Below are 23,351 nucleotides of genomic sequence, written 5' to 3'. Positions count from 1 at the left end.
TTATTTTGTTATTGTCAGTGCAATTTTTGCTTCTCCATTTTTTTTGTTTCCTTGTTCTGCAAGTCTTCCAAATGCGGATGTCACCCATTCATTCACATCATTGTCCAGTCCAAACATTGATGCGCCTTGGGTTTCATAGACCTTTGCAAATTTCAATATCTGCCGTGCCACTGCATGTGAGTTTCCACGTAGTGCCTTATCTGCATATCCGTATGCCTTACGTGCTTCTTGTGAGATAAGTTTTGGTTTTACAGTTTCATGAAGGAATTTTTGTGCTTTCTTGACTTCAGCTGTAGCATCTTTCGAGGTGCGCATCTTATTCACATGCATACTGTATTCCATCATGGACTGCTTTTCAATTTCCGAGTCCATAGGCTTCTTGGAAAACTTTTCATCCTTGCCGCATTTCAGGAACTGCATAGCTGTGATTGGTGCAACGACTGATGCTTTGCTGTCTTTGTCAATGATTATGTTTGTCAGTCCCCTGTTTTCTGAATGAATAACCACAAGGCTTTGTTGCTCGTCCTTGAAGCCAATAGTTCCGCCAATGTGCAGGAACTCTTTCCCTTGCAGATACTTAAATCTTTCAGGTTGCTCGTTCTGGAAGTCCTTCATGTCTTGTATATATTCACTCAATGGAGACACTTCACCGTCTACAATATGCTGAAATCCGGCTTCTGACAGTTCCTCTGCCTCTGTGAACACTTTGTTGTCCTCCCCAAACATAGTGTGGAAAGCCTGCAACTTGGCGTATGCTATCTCTGCAAGTTTTATCTGTTCATTGCCTTCGTATGACGGGAAGAAATTGAATACATGCACAAACTCTTCTTTTGAACCAATGCGATTCACACGTCCGATGCGCTGCATCAGTCGTGTTGCATTCCATGGGGTATCATAGTTCAGAATGACATTTGCACGATGAAGGTTCACGCCTTCGGCAAGCACCTCAGTTGTGACAATCACATCGTAGTCATCTTTCTGTACTTTAGAGTTTGCATCGAAGTTCTCTTGTATCTCGGATTGTTTCTTTACTCTGTTTTCTGCTGTGACTTTTAAGACCTTATGCCCTTTTGCATTAAGCACACGTTCCAATGAATCCACAGTGTCCTTGGCTTCAGAGAACACCACAAGCCGTGGTTTGTCAAATCCGGAAGGATTATTGATTTCAGGATTAAACAGTTTGGTATTGATACACTCTTTGAATACATCAAGCTTTGGGTCATAGTCATTCTCATCCCATCGTTCACACAATGCATCGATAAGTGCCTTATCTTTTTTCAGATTATCCAAGTATTCATCCTTGAAATCAGCCTTATTGAAACGCCTGTTATTGCCGCCTTTTTCTTTGATTTTTTCCTCTATGAACGGAATGGCGTTTTGCAGTGTCGTGTGTTTTGCGATTATATCGTTGATGTCCAAGTCCGGGCAAATGAACACTGCATCGGCATTTATCATGTCTATCATGTTCTGCGTGTATCGCTGCAGGTTATGGAGCGACTTCTTGAATGCCGTGAAACTGCTTTCAAGTCGTTTTACAAGCAAGATGCGCATGATGTTTGCCAACTGCTCGGCAATCTTTTCAGGTGTCAGGTTTTTGATTTTATACAGATCCTTGTTCTTTTTGTCTTTGAAGAATGTGATGCCTGTATAACGATAGTAACCAATCTTTGACTTCTGATTGTTCTTAGGGTCACCGACAATGTAGTCTATAGTATCAGCAAACAGTTGGCAAAGTTGCTTGTCCAGCTTGTATTCCAGCTTGTGCGGACCTTTCACCGTAGGGAAGCGCAATGTCTCGCTGTCCTGCTGATAAAATGTTTTTATGTCTTTACGTGTTCTGCGGACAACCAGTTCATTTAGTACCTTATCCCTTATTTCTTCCGCCAACAGTTGCAGTTCCGCCTTTGCCTCAGGAGTGTCCTTTTTTCTGAGTTCGGCAAAGAGTTTACTTTTCTCGCTCATAAAGCTGTCAAGCTTTCCGCCGGGAATGTTTGGCAGACTGCTTTTGTTTGGTTCTCTTTGGAAGAACAGAATCTGATTATATATGTCGGTAGGCGTATTGTTTTGAGGTGTGGCAGATAACAGACCGATAAAAGGTGCAGCACCGGTTCGCGCATCTATCGTCTGTATGAGGTCGTCAAGGTCTTTGTATTTCTGAGCACTGCGGTTACGGAAATTATGGCTTTCATCTATGAGAATCATCCCGTAATTATCATATGCAAGTTCAGACTCAAAGTCCTCTGTGCCTGTATCTTCTACATCAGTGGCATCATTGGTATCGGATTCCATGATTATCTTTCCAATACTGCCTGTTGTTATGAATGTTATGAAAGGTGCTATTTTGTCTATACGTTCCTTGTCAAAATAACTAACAGTCTTTTCCCATGATGATTTTACGGCTGGTGGAACTACAACAAGAACCTTTGGCAATCTGCCAAGTGAGGATGCTTCGTTCAGGAATTTTTTGATTACCAATACTCCTATAATTGTTTTTCCCAGTCCTACAACATCGCCAAGAATAAAACCGCCATGCTGGCGCATAATGTAGAAACACTGTTGCACAGCATCAAGCTGATAGCTTAGAGATGTGAACCCTTTGGGAAGATAAGACTTCAGAATCTCAATTGCATCAGGATTTGCAATGTCACCGAATTGCGTTTGTAGATATTTTATATACACCTCGTATGGCGTCAACTCATTTTTTTCTTTCTGTACGGCTGTGCCAACCGGGGAAGGCAAGAGGATTTCCTTGATGAATTTACCAGTCCAAGGAATACTCTCTTCCCAGTGCTTGTTAAACCAATAAAGGTGTGGCATTTGATTGTCTATTATAGATTCGTTTTTGACAATCAAAGAACTGGTTTCAAGATAGTTCAATTCTGCATTGTCCTGTAATCCTTTTTGAGTAAAGTTAGAGCTTCCTACAATACCGTAGCCCAAGCCTTCTCCGGTAAATATATAGCATTTTGCGTGAAGGAATCTTTTTTCTTCGCCATCTTGTCCATACACTCTTATCCTGACTTGAGATTTATCCTCGTCCTCATTCATATAGTCAAGCAGTAAATGTACAACAGGCTTATATTCGTCAGAAAGTTTATCAACATCCCTCTTGATATAGAAATCTGGGAATCTCTCTTCCTTGGACAAATCGTTACGCATTTGATAACTGCGCAGCATAGGCTCTTGCCCAATCAACAAATCCAATCTGCCGCCATGATGCAGAAATGCCTGGAGCTCGTCGTAAATGAGTTTTGTTCCCGGCAAATCCCAATAACCGGAAGCTATGCGAATATGATTACATCTGTTGTCTGACACATATTTTTTCAAGTATTCAATAAGTTCAAAGCCACAACTGTTGTCGATAAGAGTATTGCTCATAATTTTACTTTCTAATTTTGTCACAAAATTAACGAAAATAACTGAGATTATTTAAGATTTGAGCAATTAAATTATAGACCACCAGATTTTCACTCTTTTTTCCACAAATATTTGTATTAACTTAAGGTTTATGTATAAGTCAAAACAGTCAAATGAATTCTTACATATTCATCAAACTATGCCGGGCACAGTGACAGGTTACCTTTTACAGTGCGAAAGGCTACCTTTCACCAAGCAAAGTGTTACCTTTTGCAATGCAAAGCGTTAGCTTCCGTCACGGCAATAATATTTTAACATTTGTTGGTTTTTCAGTTTACCTTAAACACTAAGATACGTAGCATTTTACAAGCAACAGGCACACTTTTGCTTACATATTGACAAAACAAAGGGTAGTAATGACTTTCACAACTCATTACTACCCCTGATTAAATTAAAAACATTCTCCGGTGTGCAGATTATTTCATTGCATAAGAACAAGCTGCACACTGCTTTTCACGGTTACTCCGCAAATGGAGTGTCCATCGCTTTGCGCATGTTCAGCACCCTCAGCAAATTGAAATGGTTCAGCACAATGGTGAAATACGCCAACGATCTGCTGTCGCGATTCTCATAATAGATTTCCTTGCTGTAGATGCGGTACTGACCTTTGTTTGGGTCAACCATCTCCTTGGCATAGATATGCTCGGGATTCGACACAAGCGGAAAGCCGCCATTGTAGTTCTCCACACCTTCAAACAGCAAGGCATTTATCAATGTGCGTTTCGCCAAGTCTATCGTCTCAGGCTCTTTGTCCATCACAGGGACAACGACCGAGAACACGCGTGTCCCTCCATTGCCGACCTTTTCCAAATAGACTACATCACTTTTAGCGAACAAGGGCATTACCGACAGTGCGAACAGGATTCCAAATAATAATCTCATAAGCTGCTTTTTTATATTACAACAATCTGTCCAAGAAACCGCCAAGTCCGTCAAAGGCACGTGAAATGACGATAATTTCGATTGAATCGTCGGTGGCGTTCTTCAGTATGTCATAAATCACCTCGTCACCCTTCTTTGAGCCCTTTATCTTGATTACAGCCTCGGTTGCAGATGGATTCTCGCTGACTTTTCCTGTTCCAAGGAACACACGTGAGTCCGCACCGACACCTTTTATCTGCTTGTAGATGTCAAACATCATGTTCTTGCGCACTCCGACATTTGAGCCGATGCTTATGGATGCCACTTTCACAGAGCCACGCTGCTTGGCAGGCTGGGCATTGTCCTCCTCTGCCTTCTTTTTCTTTGATTTCTTGTCCACATAGTCTTTTGCCTCCTTGATTTCCATGACCTTGCCGGCAACAGGGAATACATCCTCGGCAAATTTCTTGATATGGTCATCCATAGCGTCCACAGCCTTCTTCACAGCTTCTGCAGCATTCTCCATTGAGGAGTGTGGCTGGTCGGCATCAGTCATCTCTATCCATGAGCCGTCGTGCACGTTGATTCCCTCGATGGAGATGTATGCGTGAGACTCATACTTTGTCTTGCCTTCCTTTGTCTTGCTTGTCGTCTGGTCAAGTTTGTCGAAAGTGATGTTAATCAGTCCGTCGAGACCCGCCTTTTGAGCAGCTTCAAGAGTAGGATGCAGCTGCTTGACGAAGTCGATTGTTGTCACCTTTGACAAGCCTTCCACAGTCTCAGATGCCAGAAGTTCCAAGGCTTCCTTTGTCACACTGGAGTTTGCAGCATTGATGCCCATGAGTCCAACCTTGAGTTTTGCCTGACGGTCAAGGTCCGGCTCATAGTAGTTGGTGCGTTCATCCTTCTTGAACACCTTTGTCAGACTGGAGCCCAACTTTCCCCATAGTTTTTTGGAGCGTGAGACAAAGACCACATTGAACGAGCCATCCATGTTCTTGAACAACTCGGCAACAGTCTTGTCGCCATCCTCCTTGCCATAAACCTTCAGCAAAGACTCATCGGCACTGAGCACCTGCTCACAACGCGCCTTGCCGATTTCTTGTCTGTCGCCGTTGACTTCCTTATAGACAGTGAACATCATGTCACGACGCACACCGGCGGCAGCCCCTTTGTTGACCTTCACTGCTTTAGCTTCGGCATCCTCCTTGTCAACATTGCTTTCATAGATTTCTATCATCTCAGCCGTGACAGGAAGACTGTTGTCTATGAAGTCGATTATGTCCTCGTCAACAGTATTGAAAGCCTTATAGTAGGCTGTGTTGATGTCCTTGTTGCTGGCAGAGCACTCAAAGAGGGAGCTCGCCACCTCCTTGCCGTTTGTAACGTCAACCAAAGCAACGTTCATCTTCACCGTAGCAGTGTAGGTGTCCTTCTTCTTGCTTGAGAAAAGTTCCTCATCCTGCTTGTGTGACGCCTCCGTAACATTTACGTTGAGTGCATACTTATATCCGTCGGAAGCCAGTTTTCCGTTGGCAGTCAGCGTCTGTCCCTTTGTCGTTTTCAGAGTATGTGCCTTGCTCATACCCATAATCAGTTTTGTCTGCAGACGGTTTTTCTTGTTACTGTCCAAAGAGACAGCAGACTGTACAGGGTTCATGTAAACCTTTTCCACTTGTGCATTGGCAGACATTGCAGCCAAAGCAGCAAATGCTGTCAAAAGAAATTCTCTTGCTCTCATAATCTTTTCTTTAATTGTAGTTTTAATTTATCAGTTATCGGATGCCAAACGGAAAGAGACATCCTTGGCAGATGATTCAGGATTCATCTGCCCACGCCATGTGGCACTGCCCACAGTAAAATAAGTACCCGGACCATCTGCTCCTCTGACAACACGCAGGAAGCCGGTTGCCGGTCCCTGTGGCGAAGGTCCTGACTGTGCATAATGACCGAACCAGTCCGAACACCATTCACGGCATCTTGTCATATCTTCAATGCCAAGTTTGCCGGCATTCTTGGCGCAGTACTCCCACTCTGCCTCAGTAGGCAGGCGATAGGACTTGCCGGTCTTCTCATTCAGCAACGCAATGAAATCCAGGCATTGGCTGTAAGTCACATTGACAACCTGACCGTTTGCACCTATCATGTTCTCGTCAATCTCTCCCATCACGCTCTTCCATAATGATGCGGAAACCATTGCCTTGCCAACGTTGAACGGACGGAGTTGCACAGTATGCACAGGACGACCATAGTAGAAACTATTGTCACCCATGGAGAATGAAACATTCCGTACGGCTATCTCTCCATAGCTGACATTGCCTACCTTCAGAGAGCCTTCCACATTAAGATTGACAGTTATCTTTACAGTTCCGTTGGCAGGGATTTTCACAGCGCGCTTCTCATCGGCATAACCATCGGCTTTGACAAGCAGTTCATGCTCCCCCTGGTCTCCTTCAAAGACGAAAGGGGTCACTTCGCTTACCAGACAGCTGTCAATGTAGACTTTGACTTTTGAACCAAGATTGCTTGATATTTCCAGCTTTCCTAAAACCTTGTTTATGGACATGATATAAGTGGCGTTGTTTTCAAGCTGTATGGGGAATCTGTAAATCAATGGCTCATGCAGTGGGGATTTGATGGTCATCTCCTTTGCCGTACTCAGCAATCTAACCCAATACTCATTGTCACGGAACTCGCTCTCGATGACGCCCTTTCCCTCAAACTTTACATTCTCTTCCGCCAAGCCTACGCGAACCAAGGCAAACGGAAGATTCTGTCCATAAGCATTCTTTGAAGGTCTGTTTTGTGCCTCTGTGCTAGCAGAAATGTCTCCTTCCTTCTTGTAGCATGGGGTCGAAACCTTCAACTGGGCATAGGACTCAGAGGCTAAAAGGAAGAATGTTGCCAGCAAAAACACTAATCGGTGTCTCATAAAATCGCTTTTATTTGTTAGAATTCGAAATCAGTTGTCTTGAACCTGTTTGGATCGTCCAGATACTGCCATGTACGCACATAAATCTTCGGAGCTTCCTCGTTGGAGAAATCCCATAAGAGGAAGACAATGCCTTCATCACTGTATGTGGAAGAGTTCCATTTCTGTTTCAATGTCACTCCGTACATGTGAGTATGCAAAGGATTGTTCTCAACCTCGATTTCATCAAACTTCACATTGATGTATTTGTTTTTTTTGAATGCCTTGGCAAGCCCTGCAAGATAATCCGCCTTTGACTGCTTGGTGTATTCAGTCTTGGCAACCATGCCACGCCCATCCTTTACTCTGTTCATCGTGCGCTTGCCGGTTATGATAAGTGCGTCGTCGCTGAAGACATTGTCAAGGAAAGTCATATCCTTCTGGCAGTAAGCCGTGCGGAACTGCTCCACATAATGTAGAATCTGCATGCGGCGGTCGTAGTCATCAAGTGTCACCGCACCTTTCATCAACGATGTGTACTGATGCTTGCCCATTGAAATCACAATGTCATCAATCGTTCCACCCTTGTTGTAGCTGATGGTTATCTCCTGAGTGCGGCTCTCTTTATATTCGTCATTCATAGGAATCATCTCAATGGCGATGTTTGCCACCTCATAGCCACGCACACGCCCATTGGCTTTCAGTGATATGCACTTCTGGAAAATATCATCATCCATGACTTTGAAATGAACATTCGCCCACATCTGAGCCAAACTGTTCTTTGCATCATCCGTCATGTTGATGCCGGAGAAGTCCAGCTCCTTTGATTTTGCAGCCTCAGCATTATTAATGGCAGTCAACAGCCGTGCCGTATTTGTCTCTATCATGGAGACAGGCATATCGGAAGCGACTCCACCATTCTTGTCTATTTCAAAAGCAACATGATTCTGCGCATGCACACTGCCACAGAAGACAAGTGAAAAGAGAAATAAATATATAAGTTTTTTCATTGTTATATAAGTTTTGTTTATTTAGAAAGCGTAAACCATACATGCTTTTTTGACTCTATACCCCTTGCATCAGCCGACTTGCCTGACACGTAGTCTATACGCCCTGAGCCTGTATCGGCACTTATGAACTGTGTGATGCTCCCACCGTTCCCAAACACCACGTAAAACGCTTCGCTTGGATTTGGACAAGATGTTTCATTGCTGCCAAGGCGTTTAACCTTGTATTGTGACTTGTACTTATTGAGAGCCAATTTGACCTTATGGAATTCCTGTCTGTCCATCACATCCTGTACAAGTTTCTTCTGCCAGTCCTTCAATGAAGGGTCATTCACCGTCAACACCTTATGAGTTACGGTTTCTGCCACCTCTTCCTTACGTGCAGGAGCAGCTTTCTTTTCCTCTTTCACCTTCTTGGGTTCAGGTCGCGGTGTGATAGCATTGAGCGTTTTCTGATTGACAGCCTCAACAGTTTCAGCGGCAATAAGGTCATTTTTCTTTACATACAGGAAAACTCTTGTCATGTCTCCACGCGGCATCTCTATGGACTGGCTTTCTGTCTGCATGTCCTTGATAAGCACCTGGTCGGCTCCTGAGAACTTCTTCTTTGTTGCCACATACTGACTAATCTCTATCAACAGCAACTGTTTTGCAGCCTCAGCAGCTTCTTCCCTTGTCTTTGCAGTAGCTTCCGCATAAACATAGCTGCCGTCCCGCTTTATCTTATTGATAGTCTTCGAAGGGGACTCCCCTTCCTGTGCCATAGCATCGATGGAAAGGTTTGGGAAAAACGTCAGCAATGCAACCAAACATAAAAATATCTTTTTCATTACTCTTTCATTTTGTTTTTAAGTCTTTGAACAGATTCTTGACATTGGCAGTCGGAACATACGCGTTCAGTCGTCCGGACACTGTTCCCCTGCCCTCACCCATTTGTGAGGTGTCGAATGTCAGTTTTGCGACATGCACATATCCCAACGCGACATTACGCATCACAAGTTCAACCTCCACGATGTTGCCCGTCTCACTTATAAGCCCCACATAAGGAGTGCAACCGCTCTGCAGGCAAAACGAGACATATTGCCTTAAGGAAGTCGTGACAATCTTCTGTTGGTAATTATAGGTCTGCTGCCGAAGCGTAAGAGCATAGTTCTCTGCCTGAGGCAAGTCTGTGCCTGTCAACATGTTCGCTATGGTTTCAAACCCATATTCAGGAGTATTCAGCAAGTGGAACTGTCTATTCTTCTTGTCCCTATGGAAATAACGGTTGCCTGTAAGCGAATCCATGTAATAGCTTTCACCCGGAAGCACATAATATCCATGTTCCTGAGAATGTTGCAACATGTCGCCATTTACGGTAATGTCCTTCGAGGGCTGAATCTGTCTTGCACGTTGAATGTCATCAGCCAACCTTTGGTCATTCTCGATAAGGCTTCTGCCACTGAGCAATTCATTATCGACAGGGAAGCTCAATGCACACACTGTAACATCGCCTTTCTTCCAAGTAATGTCATAACGCCTCTCAAAATCCATTAATGTCTGCACAGACAAAGTTGAATCTCCTTGCAACTTGGCAATTACAGACATAGAGCCTTTGGAAAAAACGACTCTGTCCTCACGCATTTGTTGCTCTACTGTCTTCAAACGTTTCAATGGCAAATCAGTTGACAGCCAATACCTTTCAATAAAATCAGCAATATCTCTGCCAACAAACTCCCTCTGCATTGGAGAAAAGATTGTGTAACCGACATGCACAACCTCATCATTGTCCACAACCACTGTCAGCGGACGGTTCTTATAAGAGAACACATCATAATAACAGCCGTCCGTAAGTTTATCAATCTGAGGTTTTATGCCCGACACCACCGCCATTTCCTGCAAGAGATTGGAGCGGAATCCTGAAGCAGCAAAAGAGCATACGTTTGCCAGCATCCCCAAGACAAGGAATGCCAACAAACGCTTTATTATCATAAATGGCTGTGCCATCAGCATCGAGGATTATCTGTTGAAGAACCTGCGCTTACCGCCATGCACCCATACACCTCCGCGCAGCTGTCCGTTCTTGAACTGTGTGTTCTGTATCTCATCACCCGGATTAAGTTCAAGGACATCGCCATCCATATTGTTCAGGTCAAGAGAGTATGACTTTGTCACACGTATAGTGCCACCAAGTCCGTTAGCAGGACCGGTATATTTGCCCCACGATACAGACGGGCCTTTAGGGGCAGCAGGCTGTGTTTTCTCCGGTGCAGGCTTTGTCTCCTCCTTTTTCTCCGTCTCCGGCTTCACAGGTTCGGAGACAGGTTCAACCTTAGCTGTATCGGCTTTTACCGGTTCAACTTTGGCTGTATCAACTTTATTAACTGCCTCCGGAGTCTTTTCCTCACCGCCACCCATTTGGGAAAGGGCGAAGCCACCGCCACCAAGCACTGCCAATGCAGCAACACCAATGGCTACATTCTTTTGCCAGCCGTTCTTAGGTTTTGTGGATGTGTTGCCGAATGGAATCAACGGTTTGCCACATTCCTCACACACAAAGTTGGATTTCTCTACCTCTTGGATAACTCTTTCTGCCGCCAAGTCACAATCATCATTGTGACACAGTCCTTTTATCTTTGCCATTTTGTATTTCAGTTTTTTTGTTGCTATTAAAGTTCTTTCAGTTCCATATTGAAGATGTCTTTTGCCAAATCTCTGTATTTGAGGTATGTTGGGTCAAACTCATTGTTCTCACACATTGTCGGCAATATCACTTGCTTAACAACAGCACCAACAGCCTTGCGCATGTTTGCTTTCTGCTCATTGCTGCGAGCCTGGATTTTCAATTCTGCTGCAACCTGTTCTTCCACAAGTGTGTAGTTCTTGAAGTTTTGTGACAGTGCCTCCAAGCAGCTCTTGAAATCTTTTGCCAGTTTAACCCAGCTATCACCAAAGTCTCCGTCAGGCACACGCAGTGCATAGAAACTTTCCCCTGTGACAGGATCTTGGTGCTGCTTGACAATCTGAAATGCAAATGCCAACATCAACTGACGCTTTGCCTTCTCCATCAAGTCTACCGCACTTTGTTCAAAGAGCGATGGAAGAGGCTTTGCAAAACTTGCTGTATGAAGCACCATCTTGTTCAACTCTCCTTCAGGAGAAGCTAACAGTTGGTCATATTTCTGTTTCAAAGTCTTCATGTTCTCCAGATAGCGCAGTGGGAAACCGGCGTTAGCACACACCACAACCATTTGGTTCGACTTATAGTTGATTGACAAGTCAGTGTCCAGGTTAGGAACAAATCCAGGAACATTCTGCACAAAGGCATCAAGGAGTTTGTTTCGGAAAGCCTCTGTGGAGTCACTTTCAGCCTTTGGCAGAGCCACCTGTACCATAGACATCATCTTACCCGAATTGCCTGCAATGACCTTGCCTGTCTCCTCCGGATTGAACTGTACATAGGAACGCGCCCAATTGACACACGACTTAACAAACGCCTCTATCTTTTCCTCTGTGTTCAATTCCACCTTAAGTTTGTCAAGGATGTTCACTCCTACCATTTTCATCATCGGGTCATTCTTTGCTGAATCATCCATTGCGGCATGGGCGTTCTTTGTGCAGACATCCAAAATGATTCCCATAGCCGTCTCCTGGTCAATGGAATCATACAGATTAGCAAATGTATGTTCACCATCCTCGCCTAAGTTCGCTACCATTTTTGCACGAATCTCGGCAGCATTACCACTTTGATACTCAAAGTTTGTTGCATACAATTTGCCCAACTGCTGTATTTTCTCCGGGTCATACTTCTTGATGATAGCATCATCCTGAACAGCATTCACCTGGCATTTCGTGCCTGCCTGAACAACCACCTGTGACAAGATTTCGTTCAGTTCATTCTTAAACGCCTGCACTCCCTCTATCATGTTGCCCAATTCCACAATAATCTCTTGCAGGAGGGTTATGCCATAGAGGTAAGCCTGAATGCGCGTGGATGTTGTGTAATAGTTGCATTTTGCAGTCTTGTATTGTGCAAAAACCTTTGATGACGCATTTGTAAGCGCATCCTTAAGCCAGCCTATGTTATTCCAAGCGGTATCAGCAGCCTTGACAGCAGCAGAATGTTCTTCAAGTTCCGCCTCCATATTTCCGATTTGCCGCTTAAAAGTAGCAATACGGTCATTACAGTCCGCTCGCAGCAACTGTGCATAACGCTCTATCGCCAATATGCTTTTGCTATCTTTTCCACCGCTTGTCCATTCATCAAAAAGAATTTTCTCAATGACCCTACGGATGTTGCGGGCGTAGGCTTTCACTTCCTGACGCTGTATATCATAGAACTTCACTACACCATGGGAACGGAATCCATCGGCATAATAAGCGTCTATCAATGTGGTAAACTCAGCAAACCACTGTTTCTTTTCATATTGCGACTGCACCAGACCGGCATCCTGCTGTGTGCGGTCTTCCCATGTGGTAGTCAGGTCTTTCCACCGTTTTGTTGAGGAAGACTCAATGATAGGGCGTCCTAAGGTGATATAAGAGTTCGCCAATTTGAAGCGCTCTCTGTTTGTTGGGTTCTTGATTTCATCCAAGAATCCGGCACCAACCTCTTCTATGGAACGTTCACCATAGCCTATACCCTCCTGCCACATGTCGTATGTGAGCTGACGTGCAGCCTGGATGGCATAGTTATAAACCATATACTCATTGATTTCTGACTCAGGGTACTCTATGCGGCTGATACCGAATGACAGGAATTTACGGCTTCTGTTCTTAGCACCGCTTTGATCCTGCTCAGGACCGGCACCGTCATTCTCGCATCCCACAAGCCTTGCCATCTTTCCTGCGCCGCCTGTCATGTTGGCGACAACGATGGTCTGGAACATGAAATCAGCTACAGATGCCGGAAGTCCATGGCTCAAGTCAAGCATCTTGCCGGCTTCATTCACATTACTGTAAATGTAGGCAGCCTCAAAAGATTCCTGCCTCTCCATAAGTTTCCTTACTTCCTGAGTGTAGACATCCTTCTCGCCTGTAATGTCCACAGGGGCATAGTAACCTGCACTGATGGCGTTCAGTTCCTGCAAAGCAGCATAGCCATTGGCCTGATAGAATCCGCTGTCATGGTTGGCATAAACCATATTGCGCTCAGGCATGTACACAAAAAGGCGAATCTTGAATGCATGAGTGCTCTCCTGATAAGGATATTGCTTTCGTATCTGGGCAATGACATCCACAATCGAACCCGAACCTGTTCCACCTGCCAAACCTGCACAGATGTGGAAAGTCACATCATTGTCGCCTGACGCGCTCTGCAAACGTACCACGGCATTGTGAATCACATTGTTCAGATTGCTTTGGTTGGCAGAATCACTAAGGTTGTTAGCCAGCAACATGCGTCCCAAACGGCGACGCTGACCTCCAATTCCGGCAGTGATAAGCGGCCCCATGTGCCTGTCCATCAAGGATTTGTCATTGCCATTGATAAAGCTCTGGATGCCAGGATACATTCCAAGATTCTGGAGCACAGAAGCGTTCATGCCATTGATGTTAACTTTCTGAGCCTCACCAAGATGAACACTTTTGCCTATTACCTTCCAACCGGAACGGTCGTTAAGGTCGGCAGGCGACGAATCTACATAGACATAATCCAAAAACACACCATGGCAAGGGTCGTTACTACGAAATTCCTCGTATACACGCTTACGGAATTCACGGAGAACTTTTCCACCTGTACCTCCAAGTCCAATGATAAGATGATTTGACATAATTATTGTTTTTATTAAGTTATTTGATTACTTGTTTATTTCTACTGGAAAGTTAGTCGTCATACACATACCTGTTAGTTGTGCTGCCACGCTTTGGCGTATATTTCATGCTTTTGTCCATTGTCTTAATCACAGCAAATGCGCCTATGGCAATGAACAGCAACATCCATAACAATCGCCTCAGAATATACCAATTCATATAGCTGCCCAACTCCTCAGCCATAGATGCAGCAATTGTAAGCGGAGTATGCCCACTGAAATCTGCAATATCGACATAGTAGCCGACAAGCGGGAATTCATTACTGATGCTTTCAAGTATCTCCTGGCTATCCTGACTTGACAACACTGCCGATTGTGATAGTCCTGAAACCAAATTGTTTACATAGAGTTCCACATCACCGACATACGACTTTATCGTTACAGCACCACAAAGAAGAACTGTCTGAAACGCAAGGAAAAAGAACAGGACGCCTCCTACAATGTAACTTGCAAGAGTGAACTCTGCATTCTTAAGCCAAGACTTCACAAGAAAAAACATAAGAATCATGCCTAACAACGTGAGGATAACTCCTAAAAAGAAGCTACCAATGGCATAATACATGATATCAAACAATGCACCCATAAATGAATAACGGCTGAGCCGGAAATAGTCCTACATAATAATATATAATCAACTCAATAGGACACAAAAAAAGCGTGAGAACTTCCTGCTGTCCATTCCACGCATCAGAGGCTCTAGCAATTGCCTATTAAAGTCGAACAGACAACGTCAGAGCCCACGCCGATATGAATATAATACACCCATCCCATGGCGCAATATGACCACTTTTTTTAAAGAGGTTTTTGCACCAATCCACGATAGGTCGTGATATAATCACACCCGGGGCATCTACCGTTGCTATGTCCACGACTTTAATATTTGTATCTTAAAATTTGCTAGATTTCTGATACGTCACGAACGTAGCGTTAAGTAAACGCCTTAATTATGTCTTGACTTTTCTTTCCCACCCATCCGTTGCAAAGCGTCTGCTTATCAACCCGGCGCAGGCTGCCCTCGTCATGTTGCATTGCAAGAACACGTTCTCATTCACAACATTTTGACAAAGACTCTAAAAAGTCAACAACAAAGTTAACTTTTATTTCATTAATATCCAAAAACTATCAAGCGAACAACATATTTTTTACAATACATTAACAAAATCCCATGGGAAAAGTAACTTTTTCCGGACTGATACACACTGATTAGTTACTGAAAAAAAACGGCTTTCTCTCATATTGACACCGAGACATTACGGAAGGTGACACACTTCATCGGGCGAAAGGTAACACTTGACACTGTAAAAGGTAACACTTTACCAAGCGAAAGGTAACACTTTGCAATGTAAAGTGTTACCTTTCGTCACCCCGTCTCTATCCTTCTGTTTTTCAATCTGTTAGAATAATATATTTTTGTTTGGCATCCGAAGCTTAAAATGGGTATCGCGAAAACAATGATTTACAAACAATGCGTGTCTGATACTCTTACATATCAAACACGCATTGGATTTGTTTTATCTGCAAAAATCTTCCGAATCCGGATGGGAAAGTAATGACATCCTCATGCGACGAGCGAAGATTCCTCATTTCAAAACAAGCTCCACGGGACAGTGGTCGCTGCCGAAAATGTCTGTATGGATAGCGGCACTTTCCACCCTCGGCATCAGACGTTCGGACACAACAAAATAGTCGATGCGCCAGCCGACATTCTTCTCACGGGCATGGAAACGGTAGGACCACCATGAGTAGGTCTGCTCCTCGGGATGAAGTGTGCGGAACGTGTCCGCAAAACCGTTTGCCAGCAGGGTGGAGAACTTGCCGCGCTCCTCGTCGGTGAAGCCCGCATTCCTGCGGTTTGTCTTCGGATTCTTAAGGTCTATCTCCTCATGGGCGACATTGAGGTCACCGCAGAAGATGACAGGTTTCTTTTCGTCCAAAGCCTTTATGTAGCGCAGGAAATCGTCTTCCCAACGCATACGGTAGTCCAAGCGGCGCAGTCCGTCCTGGGCATTCGGCACATATACTGTTGTAAGGAAGAAATCCTCGTACTCGAGGGTTATCACGCGGCCTTCGTGCTCATGCTCGTCGACATCGTCACCGAGGATTGGACGCATGCCGTACAGCACACTCTGCGGCTCATGCTTTGTGTAGATGGCTGTGCCGGAATAGCCTTTCTTCTCGGCATAGTTCCAATAAGACTTATACCCGACGAACTGCAAATCAAGCTGTCCCGCCTGCATCTTTGTCTCCTGAAGACAAAAAAAGTCTGCGTCAAGCGCAAGGAAAGACTTCTCGAAGTCTTTCCCTACGCAAGCACGCAGACCGTTGACATTCCATGAAATGAACTTCATTGCGGAACGTATGTATTATTCGTGTACATAAAGCTCCCAGCCGAGGTATGTCTCGATAGCCTCGCGGAGAATCTCAACGACATCGGTACGTACCATAGCGACATGGTGCTCGAAGCCATTCTTACAGATGAACTTCATCAGTCCCTGGAGGTTTGGCACCTTAGTGACAGCGATGCAGCCGTCCATTCCGTATGGGTCGTTTGTCATCTCGCCCTTGCCAAGGTAAGCCTTGATGCAGCCGAGAGTGTCATCGGTAGAGATGCGGAAATATGTGAACTCACCTTCTGTACACTTGCCATAGACAGCGCCGAAGGTGCGAACCTTACCGAGAGTACGGCCGAGCACACCGAGAGGGCCGAGCTTTATCTCGTTACGGATGAATGACTTAGGGAAGTTGCCACAGTGTGTGACCACGCACTTCTCACGATCCTCGGCGAAATTGTTGTTCCAGTCGGCAAGAGCAGGAGCAAGCTCAGAAGCAAGGTGCAGAGCATACATAGCCACAGCACCGGCGAGGTCTGTCTCGCAAGCGCAAGGGATGCCCTTCTCGCCGAGCATGGACATTGTCACGCAGGCAGCGCAGCCATAGTTTACTTCGAGAGAATCCCAGCACTGCATTGCCACACAGTCCACTTCGTTTGCCTCAATCCAGTTTTCTACGGCAACACCGAACTTAGCCTGTGTCTTGACTTTGTCGTCATAAGCCTCAGGAACTGTGGCATATCCGCGGATGGCAGCCATCTTTTCGATGAGTTTCGGGTCATCGTCAGCCACACGCTCTGCATTGTAGAGGATTTCAGAAAGGTCGACAGGAACGACTGTTATGCCGGAAGCCTGAAGGAGTTTCTCGGATGCGCGGCAAGTGTTGAAGCCAAGCGGACGTGTGCCTATCTGTCCCACACGGCAGTGAGTCAGCTTCTTCACCACGCGGCAAATGGCAGCAAAGCGGTTGACATCCTGCATCATCAGCGGAGAGTTGATGGAGTATGTGTGGAGAGTTGTGTCTGTGAAAGGAATGCCATACTGGTAGAGGTTGTTGCAAACAGAAATCTTTCCGCAGAAAGAGTCACGGCGGTGGTCAAGGTCAACCTTGTCGTTCTCGTCGTCACAAGCCTGAACGAGTACAGGGACATTCAGCTCTGCACGTGAGATGGCGTTGATGATGCCAATCTCGAAGCCGAAGTTTGGAAGAGAGACGATGATTCCGTCAATCTCGTCACGATGTTTGCGGAAGAGTTCAGCACACTTCTTGCCGTCCTCGACAGTCTCCATTGCACCTGCTGTAACTGTCTCGTTTTCATCAAGAAGCACAATGCCATAGCCTGCTTTGGTAAGTTCACTGATAAGAGTGTTGCGCACGTCAATGGCAAGCTCATAATTGAAATAGGCGCGTGTGCCTATGATGAGACCGAAAGTCTCTTTTCCCGGTTTAGCTGGTTGATACATAATATTAATAGGTATTTGGGTTGTTTGTTATTGATTATGGGGTGATTGATTGTGGGTTGATGCAACATGTTTCATCATGATGAATCATGATTTATCACTAAATTCCTCTTGCAACCCAAGTTATTTTTATAGTAAGCTCTGCACAGCCTTCTGCCATCCGGCATACGCCGGTGCCATATCCTCAGGAGTATGTACCGGAGTTGTGGCTTCAAGGGCTGTCCATGCCTTCTGTGCCTCGTCAAAAGTTTTCCATACGCCAAGGGCGAAACGGTTCATTACAAGTGCTCCGAACGCTGAAGCATCCTCCACTTCGGAACGCACGACAGGCACTTGAAGGAGGTCGGACTGCATCTGCATGAGGAACTTGTTCTTGGTAGGACCGCCGTCGACACGGACTTCCTTCAGATTGATTCCTGCCTTTTCGGTCATGGTCTTGATAAGGTCGGTCACCTGATAGGCAATGCTTTCGAGTGCGGCACGTACCACATGAGCCTTTGTAGAGGCGAAAGTCATGCCTGAGATGCACGCCTTTGCGTCAGCATTCCACCATGGTGCTCCAAGTCCCGAGAACGCCGGAACGAAATAAACACCACCGTTGTCAGGCACGGATGTAGCCATTGCCTCCACTTCCTGTGGGCCGTTGATGAGCTGAAGCTGGTCACGGAGCCAGTTAAGCGTTGCACCTGTGCAGTGGATGTTACCTTCAAAAGCATAGAAAGTCTTGCCAAGAGCAGAGAATCCCACAGATGTCACAAGTCCGTCAGGAGCTGGAGCGCAGTTCTCACCGATGTTCACCATGACGGAAGAGCCTGTGCCGTAAGTCGCTTTGCCAAAGCCTTCCGCGAAGCACATCTGACCGCTGAGTGCGCCATGGCTGTCACCAAGGATTCCGGCTATCTTCACTATGGTTGCCTTGCATCCTAATTGCGCAAGCACTTCCTCACACACCTCACCGTAAACGGCATCGCAAGGCAGTGCTTCCGGCATCATTGAACGTGGCACGGTAAGCATGTCAAGCAGTTCGTCGTCCCAATCAAGAGTGTGGACATTGAACAGCATTGTGCGTGAAGCGTTGGTATAATCTGTGGCATGCACCTTTCCACCGGTCAGTTTGTAAACAAGCCATGAGTCAATCGTGCCGAAACACAGCTTCCCTTCCTCTGCCAAGGCACGCGCACCGTCAACATTGTCAAGAATCCACTTGGCACCTGAGCCTGCGAAATAAGGGTCGATGAGAAGTCCGGACTTCTCTTTCACCATGTCGCCATAGCCTTTTGCCTTCAGGTCATCACAGATTTGCTGTCCGCGCATGCACTGCCATACGACAGCATTGCAGACAGGTTTGCCGGTCTCGCGGTTCCATACGACAACCGTCTCGCGCTGGTTTGTTATGGCAACGCTGAGAGAGCCTCCCATGCCCTCCCCTTCCGGGAGCGCACAGAGAGCCTCTTTCATGGCTGTTATGGTGTTCTGCCAAATCTCCTCCGCATCATGTTCCACCCATCCCGGCTGAGGATAGTGCTGCTTGTGAGGCACGCCCACCTGCTTCAGAAGTTTGCAGTTATCGTCGAAGAGCAGGGCTTTAGTAGCCGATGTGCTCTGATCTATAGAGATAATCATTATTTTACAGTTTTGTAAAATGTATTATCAAATATACGAATTACTCCTTAACAGTAGCATAGATGCCGTCAGCATCGAGTCCGTAATAGTGGCGAATCTCCTTGTCTGTGCCGTGTACGGCATTCTCATCAGGAATACCAAGGATTGTCAACTCTGTTCCCGGAACTTCCTCGCAGACAATCTCTGCCACCATACCGCCAAGACCTCCATAACGGGAGTGCTCCTCTACGGTGATGATGCGTCCGGTCTCACGTGCCGCCTTGATGACAGCCTCACGGTCGCATGGCTTGATTGCCAATGACATGTCTATCACACGGGCGTGGATTCCGTCAGCCTCAAGACGCTTTGCAGCCTCAAGAGCGTGCCATACAGGCTCACCTACTGCGATGATAGCTACATCGTCGCCGTCATGAATCTGCTCTGCCTTGCCAATCTCGAAGTCTGTCTTTGTCTCAGGATAAACCTCAGGAACGGCAGCACGTCCCACACGTACATAAGCCGCCTGATTGTAATCCACAAGTTTGCCGACAAGAACCTTTGTCTGCTGGCCGTCAGCAGGGAGGAATACAGACATTCCCGGGAATGTGCGGAGAGCAGCGATGTCGTGGAGAGAATGGTGGGTTGCGCCGAGTGCGCCATAGGCAATACCGCCCGATACGCCAAGGATTGTCACAGGATTCTGTGAATATGCGAGGTCAACCTTTACCTGCTCCAAGGAGCGTGCGACATAGAAACATGCCGGTCCGCAGCAGAAAACCTTCTTTCCTGAGTGAGCCAGACCTGCGGAAATGCCGACAGCATCCTGCTCGGCGATGCCACACTCCACGAACTGTTCAGGGAGTTCGTTGGCGAAATCGCCCAATGTCACTGAGCCGCGCGCGTCACTTGTCACGGCAATAATATCTTTATCTTGCTTACCGAGACGCAAAAGCTCATCGGTAAAACTCTTTCTACAAGCAATCATTTCTTTCGATTTTTAGGTTAAATGTTGATGGATTGGGCAGGAAAAGCATAACATCCTGCCATGAAGACTACTTACTTCAGGCTTTCGATACGTGCGCTTATCTCACTGACAGCCTGCTCGTACTGCTCCTGATTAGGCATTCCGTGGTGCCATTTTGCCACATTCTCCATATAAGAGATGCCATATCCCTTTGTCGTATGAGAGATGATGAGGTGAGGCTTGCCGTTAGTGTAGTCGATAGAATGGAACGCATCAAGAATCTCCTCACAAGAGTCGCCATTGATTTCAATGACATCCCAGCCGAACGCTGTCCAGCGTTCCTTTACGGAATCAATCTTCATGACATCCTCTGTGTCACCGGAAATCTGAAGATGATTGCGGTCAATGATTGCCACAAGATTATCCAGCTTGTAGTTAGAGCCTGCCATGGCAGCCTCATATATAGAGCCTTCACCCTGCTCGCCGTCGCCCATCATGACATAAGTGCGCCATGGCTGCTTGTCCATCTTTGCCGCAATAGCCATTCCAACACCGATAGGAAGGCCGTGGCCGAGAGCGCCGGAGTTCACCTCTATGCCCGGAACCTCAATCGTAGGGTGTCCGGAAAGCACAGAATTGAACTGTCCGAGAGTGTCCGTAAGTTCCTTTGTGATAAAGCCTTTTGCTTCCAGCACACTGTAAAGAGCCTCCACACAATGTCCCTTAGAGAGCACGAAACGGTCGCGTTCTGGCATTTTAGGGTCTTCAGGGTTAACATTCATCACATCGAAATAGAGTGCTGTCATAACATTAAGGCATGACAAGTCGCCGCCAATATGGCCGGCACCTCCATTGTAGACAATCTCCACCAAGCGCTTACGGTTGGTTTCTGACTGCAGAGTAAGTTCTTTTGCTGTCATTGTTAGTTTGATTTATGGTTGATTTATTTTTGTTTTCTTCCTGTAAATATACGGCTTCCACCGTACGTACGGCGGCATTGAACCGCTTAAAGGCTATCCCTGGGAAAGCCTGCTCACTTTATCAGGTTCATGAATTCCTGCCGAGTCTCCTGTGCCTTGAACACACCCGAGAATGCGGATGTTGTGGTTACGGAATTCTGCTTCTCCACACCGCGCATCTGCATGCACATGTGTGCCGCCTCTATGACAACAATGACACCCATAGGATGCAGGGTCTCCTGTATGACTTCCATAATCTGATGAGTCATTCTCTCCTGCACTTGCAGGCGTCGTGCGAAGACTTCCACAACGCGTGCTATCTTGGAAAGCCCTGTGATTGTTCCGTTTGGGATGTATGCCACATGCACTTTCCCGTAGAACGGCAGCATGTGGTGCTCGCACATCGAGTAGAAATTGATGTCCTTGACGATAACCATGTGGCTGTACTCCTCATGGAACAGCGCCTTTTCAAGTATCGCTTTCGGGTCTTGCCCGTAGCCTTTCGTAAGGAACTGCATCGCCTTTGCCACACGCATCGGTGTCTTTTCAAGCCCCTCACGCCCGGGGTCTTCCCCAAGCAGTCCGAGGATTTCCTTGTAATGTCCTGCAAGTTCATCAAGCCCCGGACGCAAATATGTCTCTTCCTCTGTCATCAATACTGAACATTAATTTTACCTTTGACAAGACACGCCTGTGAATATCCCATGGCACGTATCTGCTTAAGCACAGCCGAGGCCTCCTCCTGGTTGGTGAAATTTCCCACGCGGCACTTCCAGCTCGGAGAGTAGAAATGCACATAAACAGGGAGATTCGGGAAACTGCCCTTCACCCTTTGCGCAATCTGCTCACACTTGATGCGGTCGGCACGCTTGTTTCCTCCGCTGTAAATCTGTATGCGGTAGCCTGTAGTCTTGTAACTATGGCGCATTATTTTCTTTCCAGTTTCCGCCGTGGCGGCTACACCTTCCGTGGCGGAAGTGCCTCTCTCCGTTGACGGAGCGGTTGCTGTCGCCGGCTCTGATGTCGTTGCCGACGGTGCTTTCTCTGCCTGTTGGCGCACATCTGCAGCATTCACGAGACGTTCGATCTCCTGACTTTGGTTTATGACTACCGTACCCTCTCCGTCCTTGGAGCGTCGGAGTTCATCAGTAATAGTCTGTGCATTGGCAGCGAAAGCCACCAATGCCAGACATATTGTAATAAAGAGATGTTTCATCATATTCAAAAAATCATATATAAAATATGCTCTCCTCCATTCCACCACAGGCTTCACGCCATTATCCCCAAGCGTCGATGATGCCCTTGAAGTCAGCAGCCTTGAGTGACGCGCCACCGATAAGTCCGCCGTCAATGTCAGGCTTTGCGAAGAGCTCAGGAGCGTTGGAAGCCTTGCAAGAACCACCGTAAAGGATAGATGTCTCTGCCGCTACCTCTGCGCCGTAAACCTCAGCAACGCAAGAACGGATGTAAGCGTGGATCTCCTCAGCCTGCTCTGCAGTAGCTGTCTTGCCTGTTCCGATAGCCCAGATTGGCTCGTAAGCGATGACGATGTTCTTCCACTGCTCTGCTGTAAGGTGGAACACAGAACCTGCAAGCTCTGCCTTAACAACCTCGTTCTGCTTGTTTGCCTCGCGCTCCTCGAGAGACTCGCCGATGCAGAAGATCACCTTCAGACCGTTAGCCAGTGCAAGCTCAACCTTCTCCTTGAGGATTTCCGGAGTCTCATTGTAGTACTCGCGACGCTCTGAGTGGCCGAGGATAACGTACTCTGCACCGGTTGACTTGACCATCTCTGCTGAAACCTCACCTGTATATGCGCCGGAAGTCTTGTCAGCACAGTTCTCTGCGCCAAGCTCTATTGCAGAACCCTTGACAACCTCAGCCACACTTGCAAGGTGGATGAATGGTGTGCAGATGATTACACCGCAATTAGGGTTCTTGACAACTTCTGTAAGTTCCTTAGCAAGGGCAACACCTTCCTGAAGATTCTTGTTCATCTTCCAGTTGCCCGCAACAATTTTCTTTGCCATTTTGTTTTTATTTTTTAAGT

Annotated in this window: 18 protein-coding genes; all 18 read right to left on the bottom strand. The window is 46.4% G+C overall.

What is annotated here, in order from left to right; translation table 11 throughout:
- The 18 genes from HPS57_RS05570 to tpiA all read right to left on the bottom strand — a co-directional run bounded on the left by HPS57_RS05570 (position 1) and on the right by tpiA (position 23,331).
- On the bottom strand, positions 1–3,378 hold the full coding sequence (locus HPS57_RS05570) for a helicase-related protein (protein WP_172181018.1): 3,378 nt from the start codon (positions 3,376–3,378) through the stop codon (positions 1–3).
- 498 nt (positions 3,379–3,876) lie between these two features.
- The gene (locus tag HPS57_RS05565) at positions 3,877–4,299 is read right to left on the bottom strand and encodes a hypothetical protein (RefSeq protein WP_172181016.1); all 423 of its coding nucleotides are present in this window, start codon (positions 4,297–4,299) and stop codon (positions 3,877–3,879) included.
- Positions 4,300–4,315: 16 nt separating this feature from the next.
- On the bottom strand, positions 4,316–6,019 hold the full coding sequence (locus HPS57_RS05560) for a hypothetical protein (RefSeq protein ID WP_172181014.1): 1,704 nt from the start codon (positions 6,017–6,019) through the stop codon (positions 4,316–4,318).
- A gap of 30 nt (positions 6,020–6,049) precedes the next feature.
- Positions 6,050–7,210 (bottom strand): formylglycine-generating enzyme family protein, encoded by a 1,161-nt coding sequence (locus HPS57_RS05555; RefSeq protein ID WP_172181012.1) that lies wholly within the window; start codon positions 7,208–7,210, stop codon positions 6,050–6,052.
- 17 nt (positions 7,211–7,227) lie between these two features.
- Positions 7,228–8,199: a nuclear transport factor 2 family protein gene (locus HPS57_RS05550; RefSeq protein WP_172181000.1), complete on the bottom strand. Its 972-nt coding sequence runs from the start codon at positions 8,197–8,199 to the stop codon at positions 7,228–7,230.
- Between the two features lie 17 nt (positions 8,200–8,216).
- A complete protein-coding gene (locus HPS57_RS05545) occupies positions 8,217–9,026 on the bottom strand; it encodes a hypothetical protein (protein WP_172180998.1) in 810 nt (269 codons plus the stop codon).
- Positions 9,027–9,033: 7 nt separating this feature from the next.
- A complete protein-coding gene (locus tag HPS57_RS05540) occupies positions 9,034–10,182 on the bottom strand; it encodes a hypothetical protein (protein ID WP_172180996.1) in 1,149 nt (382 codons plus the stop codon).
- A gap of 12 nt (positions 10,183–10,194) precedes the next feature.
- Positions 10,195–10,818 (bottom strand): hypothetical protein, encoded by a 624-nt coding sequence (locus HPS57_RS05535; protein ID WP_172180995.1) that lies wholly within the window; start codon positions 10,816–10,818, stop codon positions 10,195–10,197.
- A 26-nt stretch (positions 10,819–10,844) separates the two neighbouring features.
- The gene (locus HPS57_RS05530; protein WP_172180994.1) at positions 10,845–13,946 is read right to left on the bottom strand and encodes a tubulin-like doman-containing protein; all 3,102 of its coding nucleotides are present in this window, start codon (positions 13,944–13,946) and stop codon (positions 10,845–10,847) included.
- Between the two features lie 52 nt (positions 13,947–13,998).
- On the bottom strand, positions 13,999–14,493 hold the full coding sequence (locus tag HPS57_RS05525; RefSeq protein WP_253946474.1) for a hypothetical protein: 495 nt from the start codon (positions 14,491–14,493) through the stop codon (positions 13,999–14,001).
- A 1,072-nt stretch (positions 14,494–15,565) separates the two neighbouring features.
- On the bottom strand, positions 15,566–16,333 hold the full coding sequence (locus HPS57_RS05520; protein WP_172180991.1) for an exodeoxyribonuclease III: 768 nt from the start codon (positions 16,331–16,333) through the stop codon (positions 15,566–15,568).
- Positions 16,334–16,348: 15 nt separating this feature from the next.
- Positions 16,349–17,779, bottom strand: a complete 1,431-nt coding sequence (locus tag HPS57_RS05515; protein WP_172180989.1) for an L-fucose/L-arabinose isomerase family protein — start codon at positions 17,777–17,779, stop codon at positions 16,349–16,351.
- Between the two features lie 126 nt (positions 17,780–17,905).
- Entirely contained in the window at positions 17,906–19,399 is a 1,494-nt protein-coding gene (locus HPS57_RS05510; protein WP_172180987.1) for an FGGY-family carbohydrate kinase, read from the bottom strand.
- A 40-nt stretch (positions 19,400–19,439) separates the two neighbouring features.
- Positions 19,440–20,363 carry a transketolase family protein gene (locus HPS57_RS05505; RefSeq protein WP_172180985.1) on the bottom strand — a complete coding sequence of 308 codons (924 nt, stop codon included), beginning with the start codon at positions 20,361–20,363 and terminating at the stop codon, positions 19,440–19,442.
- A 71-nt stretch (positions 20,364–20,434) separates the two neighbouring features.
- Positions 20,435–21,262, bottom strand: a complete 828-nt coding sequence (locus HPS57_RS05500) for a transketolase (RefSeq protein WP_172180983.1) — start codon at positions 21,260–21,262, stop codon at positions 20,435–20,437.
- A gap of 113 nt (positions 21,263–21,375) precedes the next feature.
- Positions 21,376–21,954 carry a GTP cyclohydrolase I FolE gene (gene folE, locus HPS57_RS05495; RefSeq protein ID WP_172180981.1) on the bottom strand — a complete coding sequence of 193 codons (579 nt, stop codon included), beginning with the start codon at positions 21,952–21,954 and terminating at the stop codon, positions 21,376–21,378.
- The gene (locus tag HPS57_RS05490) at positions 21,954–22,520 is read right to left on the bottom strand and encodes an SPOR domain-containing protein (protein WP_253946473.1); all 567 of its coding nucleotides are present in this window, start codon (positions 22,518–22,520) and stop codon (positions 21,954–21,956) included. Before HPS57_RS05490 ends, folE begins: the two co-directional genes overlap by 1 nt.
- Positions 22,521–22,578: 58 nt before the next feature.
- Positions 22,579–23,331, bottom strand: a complete 753-nt coding sequence (gene tpiA / locus HPS57_RS14575; RefSeq protein WP_172180979.1) for a triose-phosphate isomerase — start codon at positions 23,329–23,331, stop codon at positions 22,579–22,581.
- Between the last annotated feature and the right edge of the window lie 20 nt (positions 23,332–23,351).

It is taken from the genome of Palleniella intestinalis (genome assembly GCF_013166595.1).
GTDB classification, from domain to species: domain Bacteria; phylum Bacteroidota; class Bacteroidia; order Bacteroidales; family Bacteroidaceae; genus Prevotella; species Prevotella intestinalis.
The sequence above is the reverse complement of the archived record's forward strand: the minus strand, read 5'-3'. Positions and strand labels throughout refer to the sequence as shown.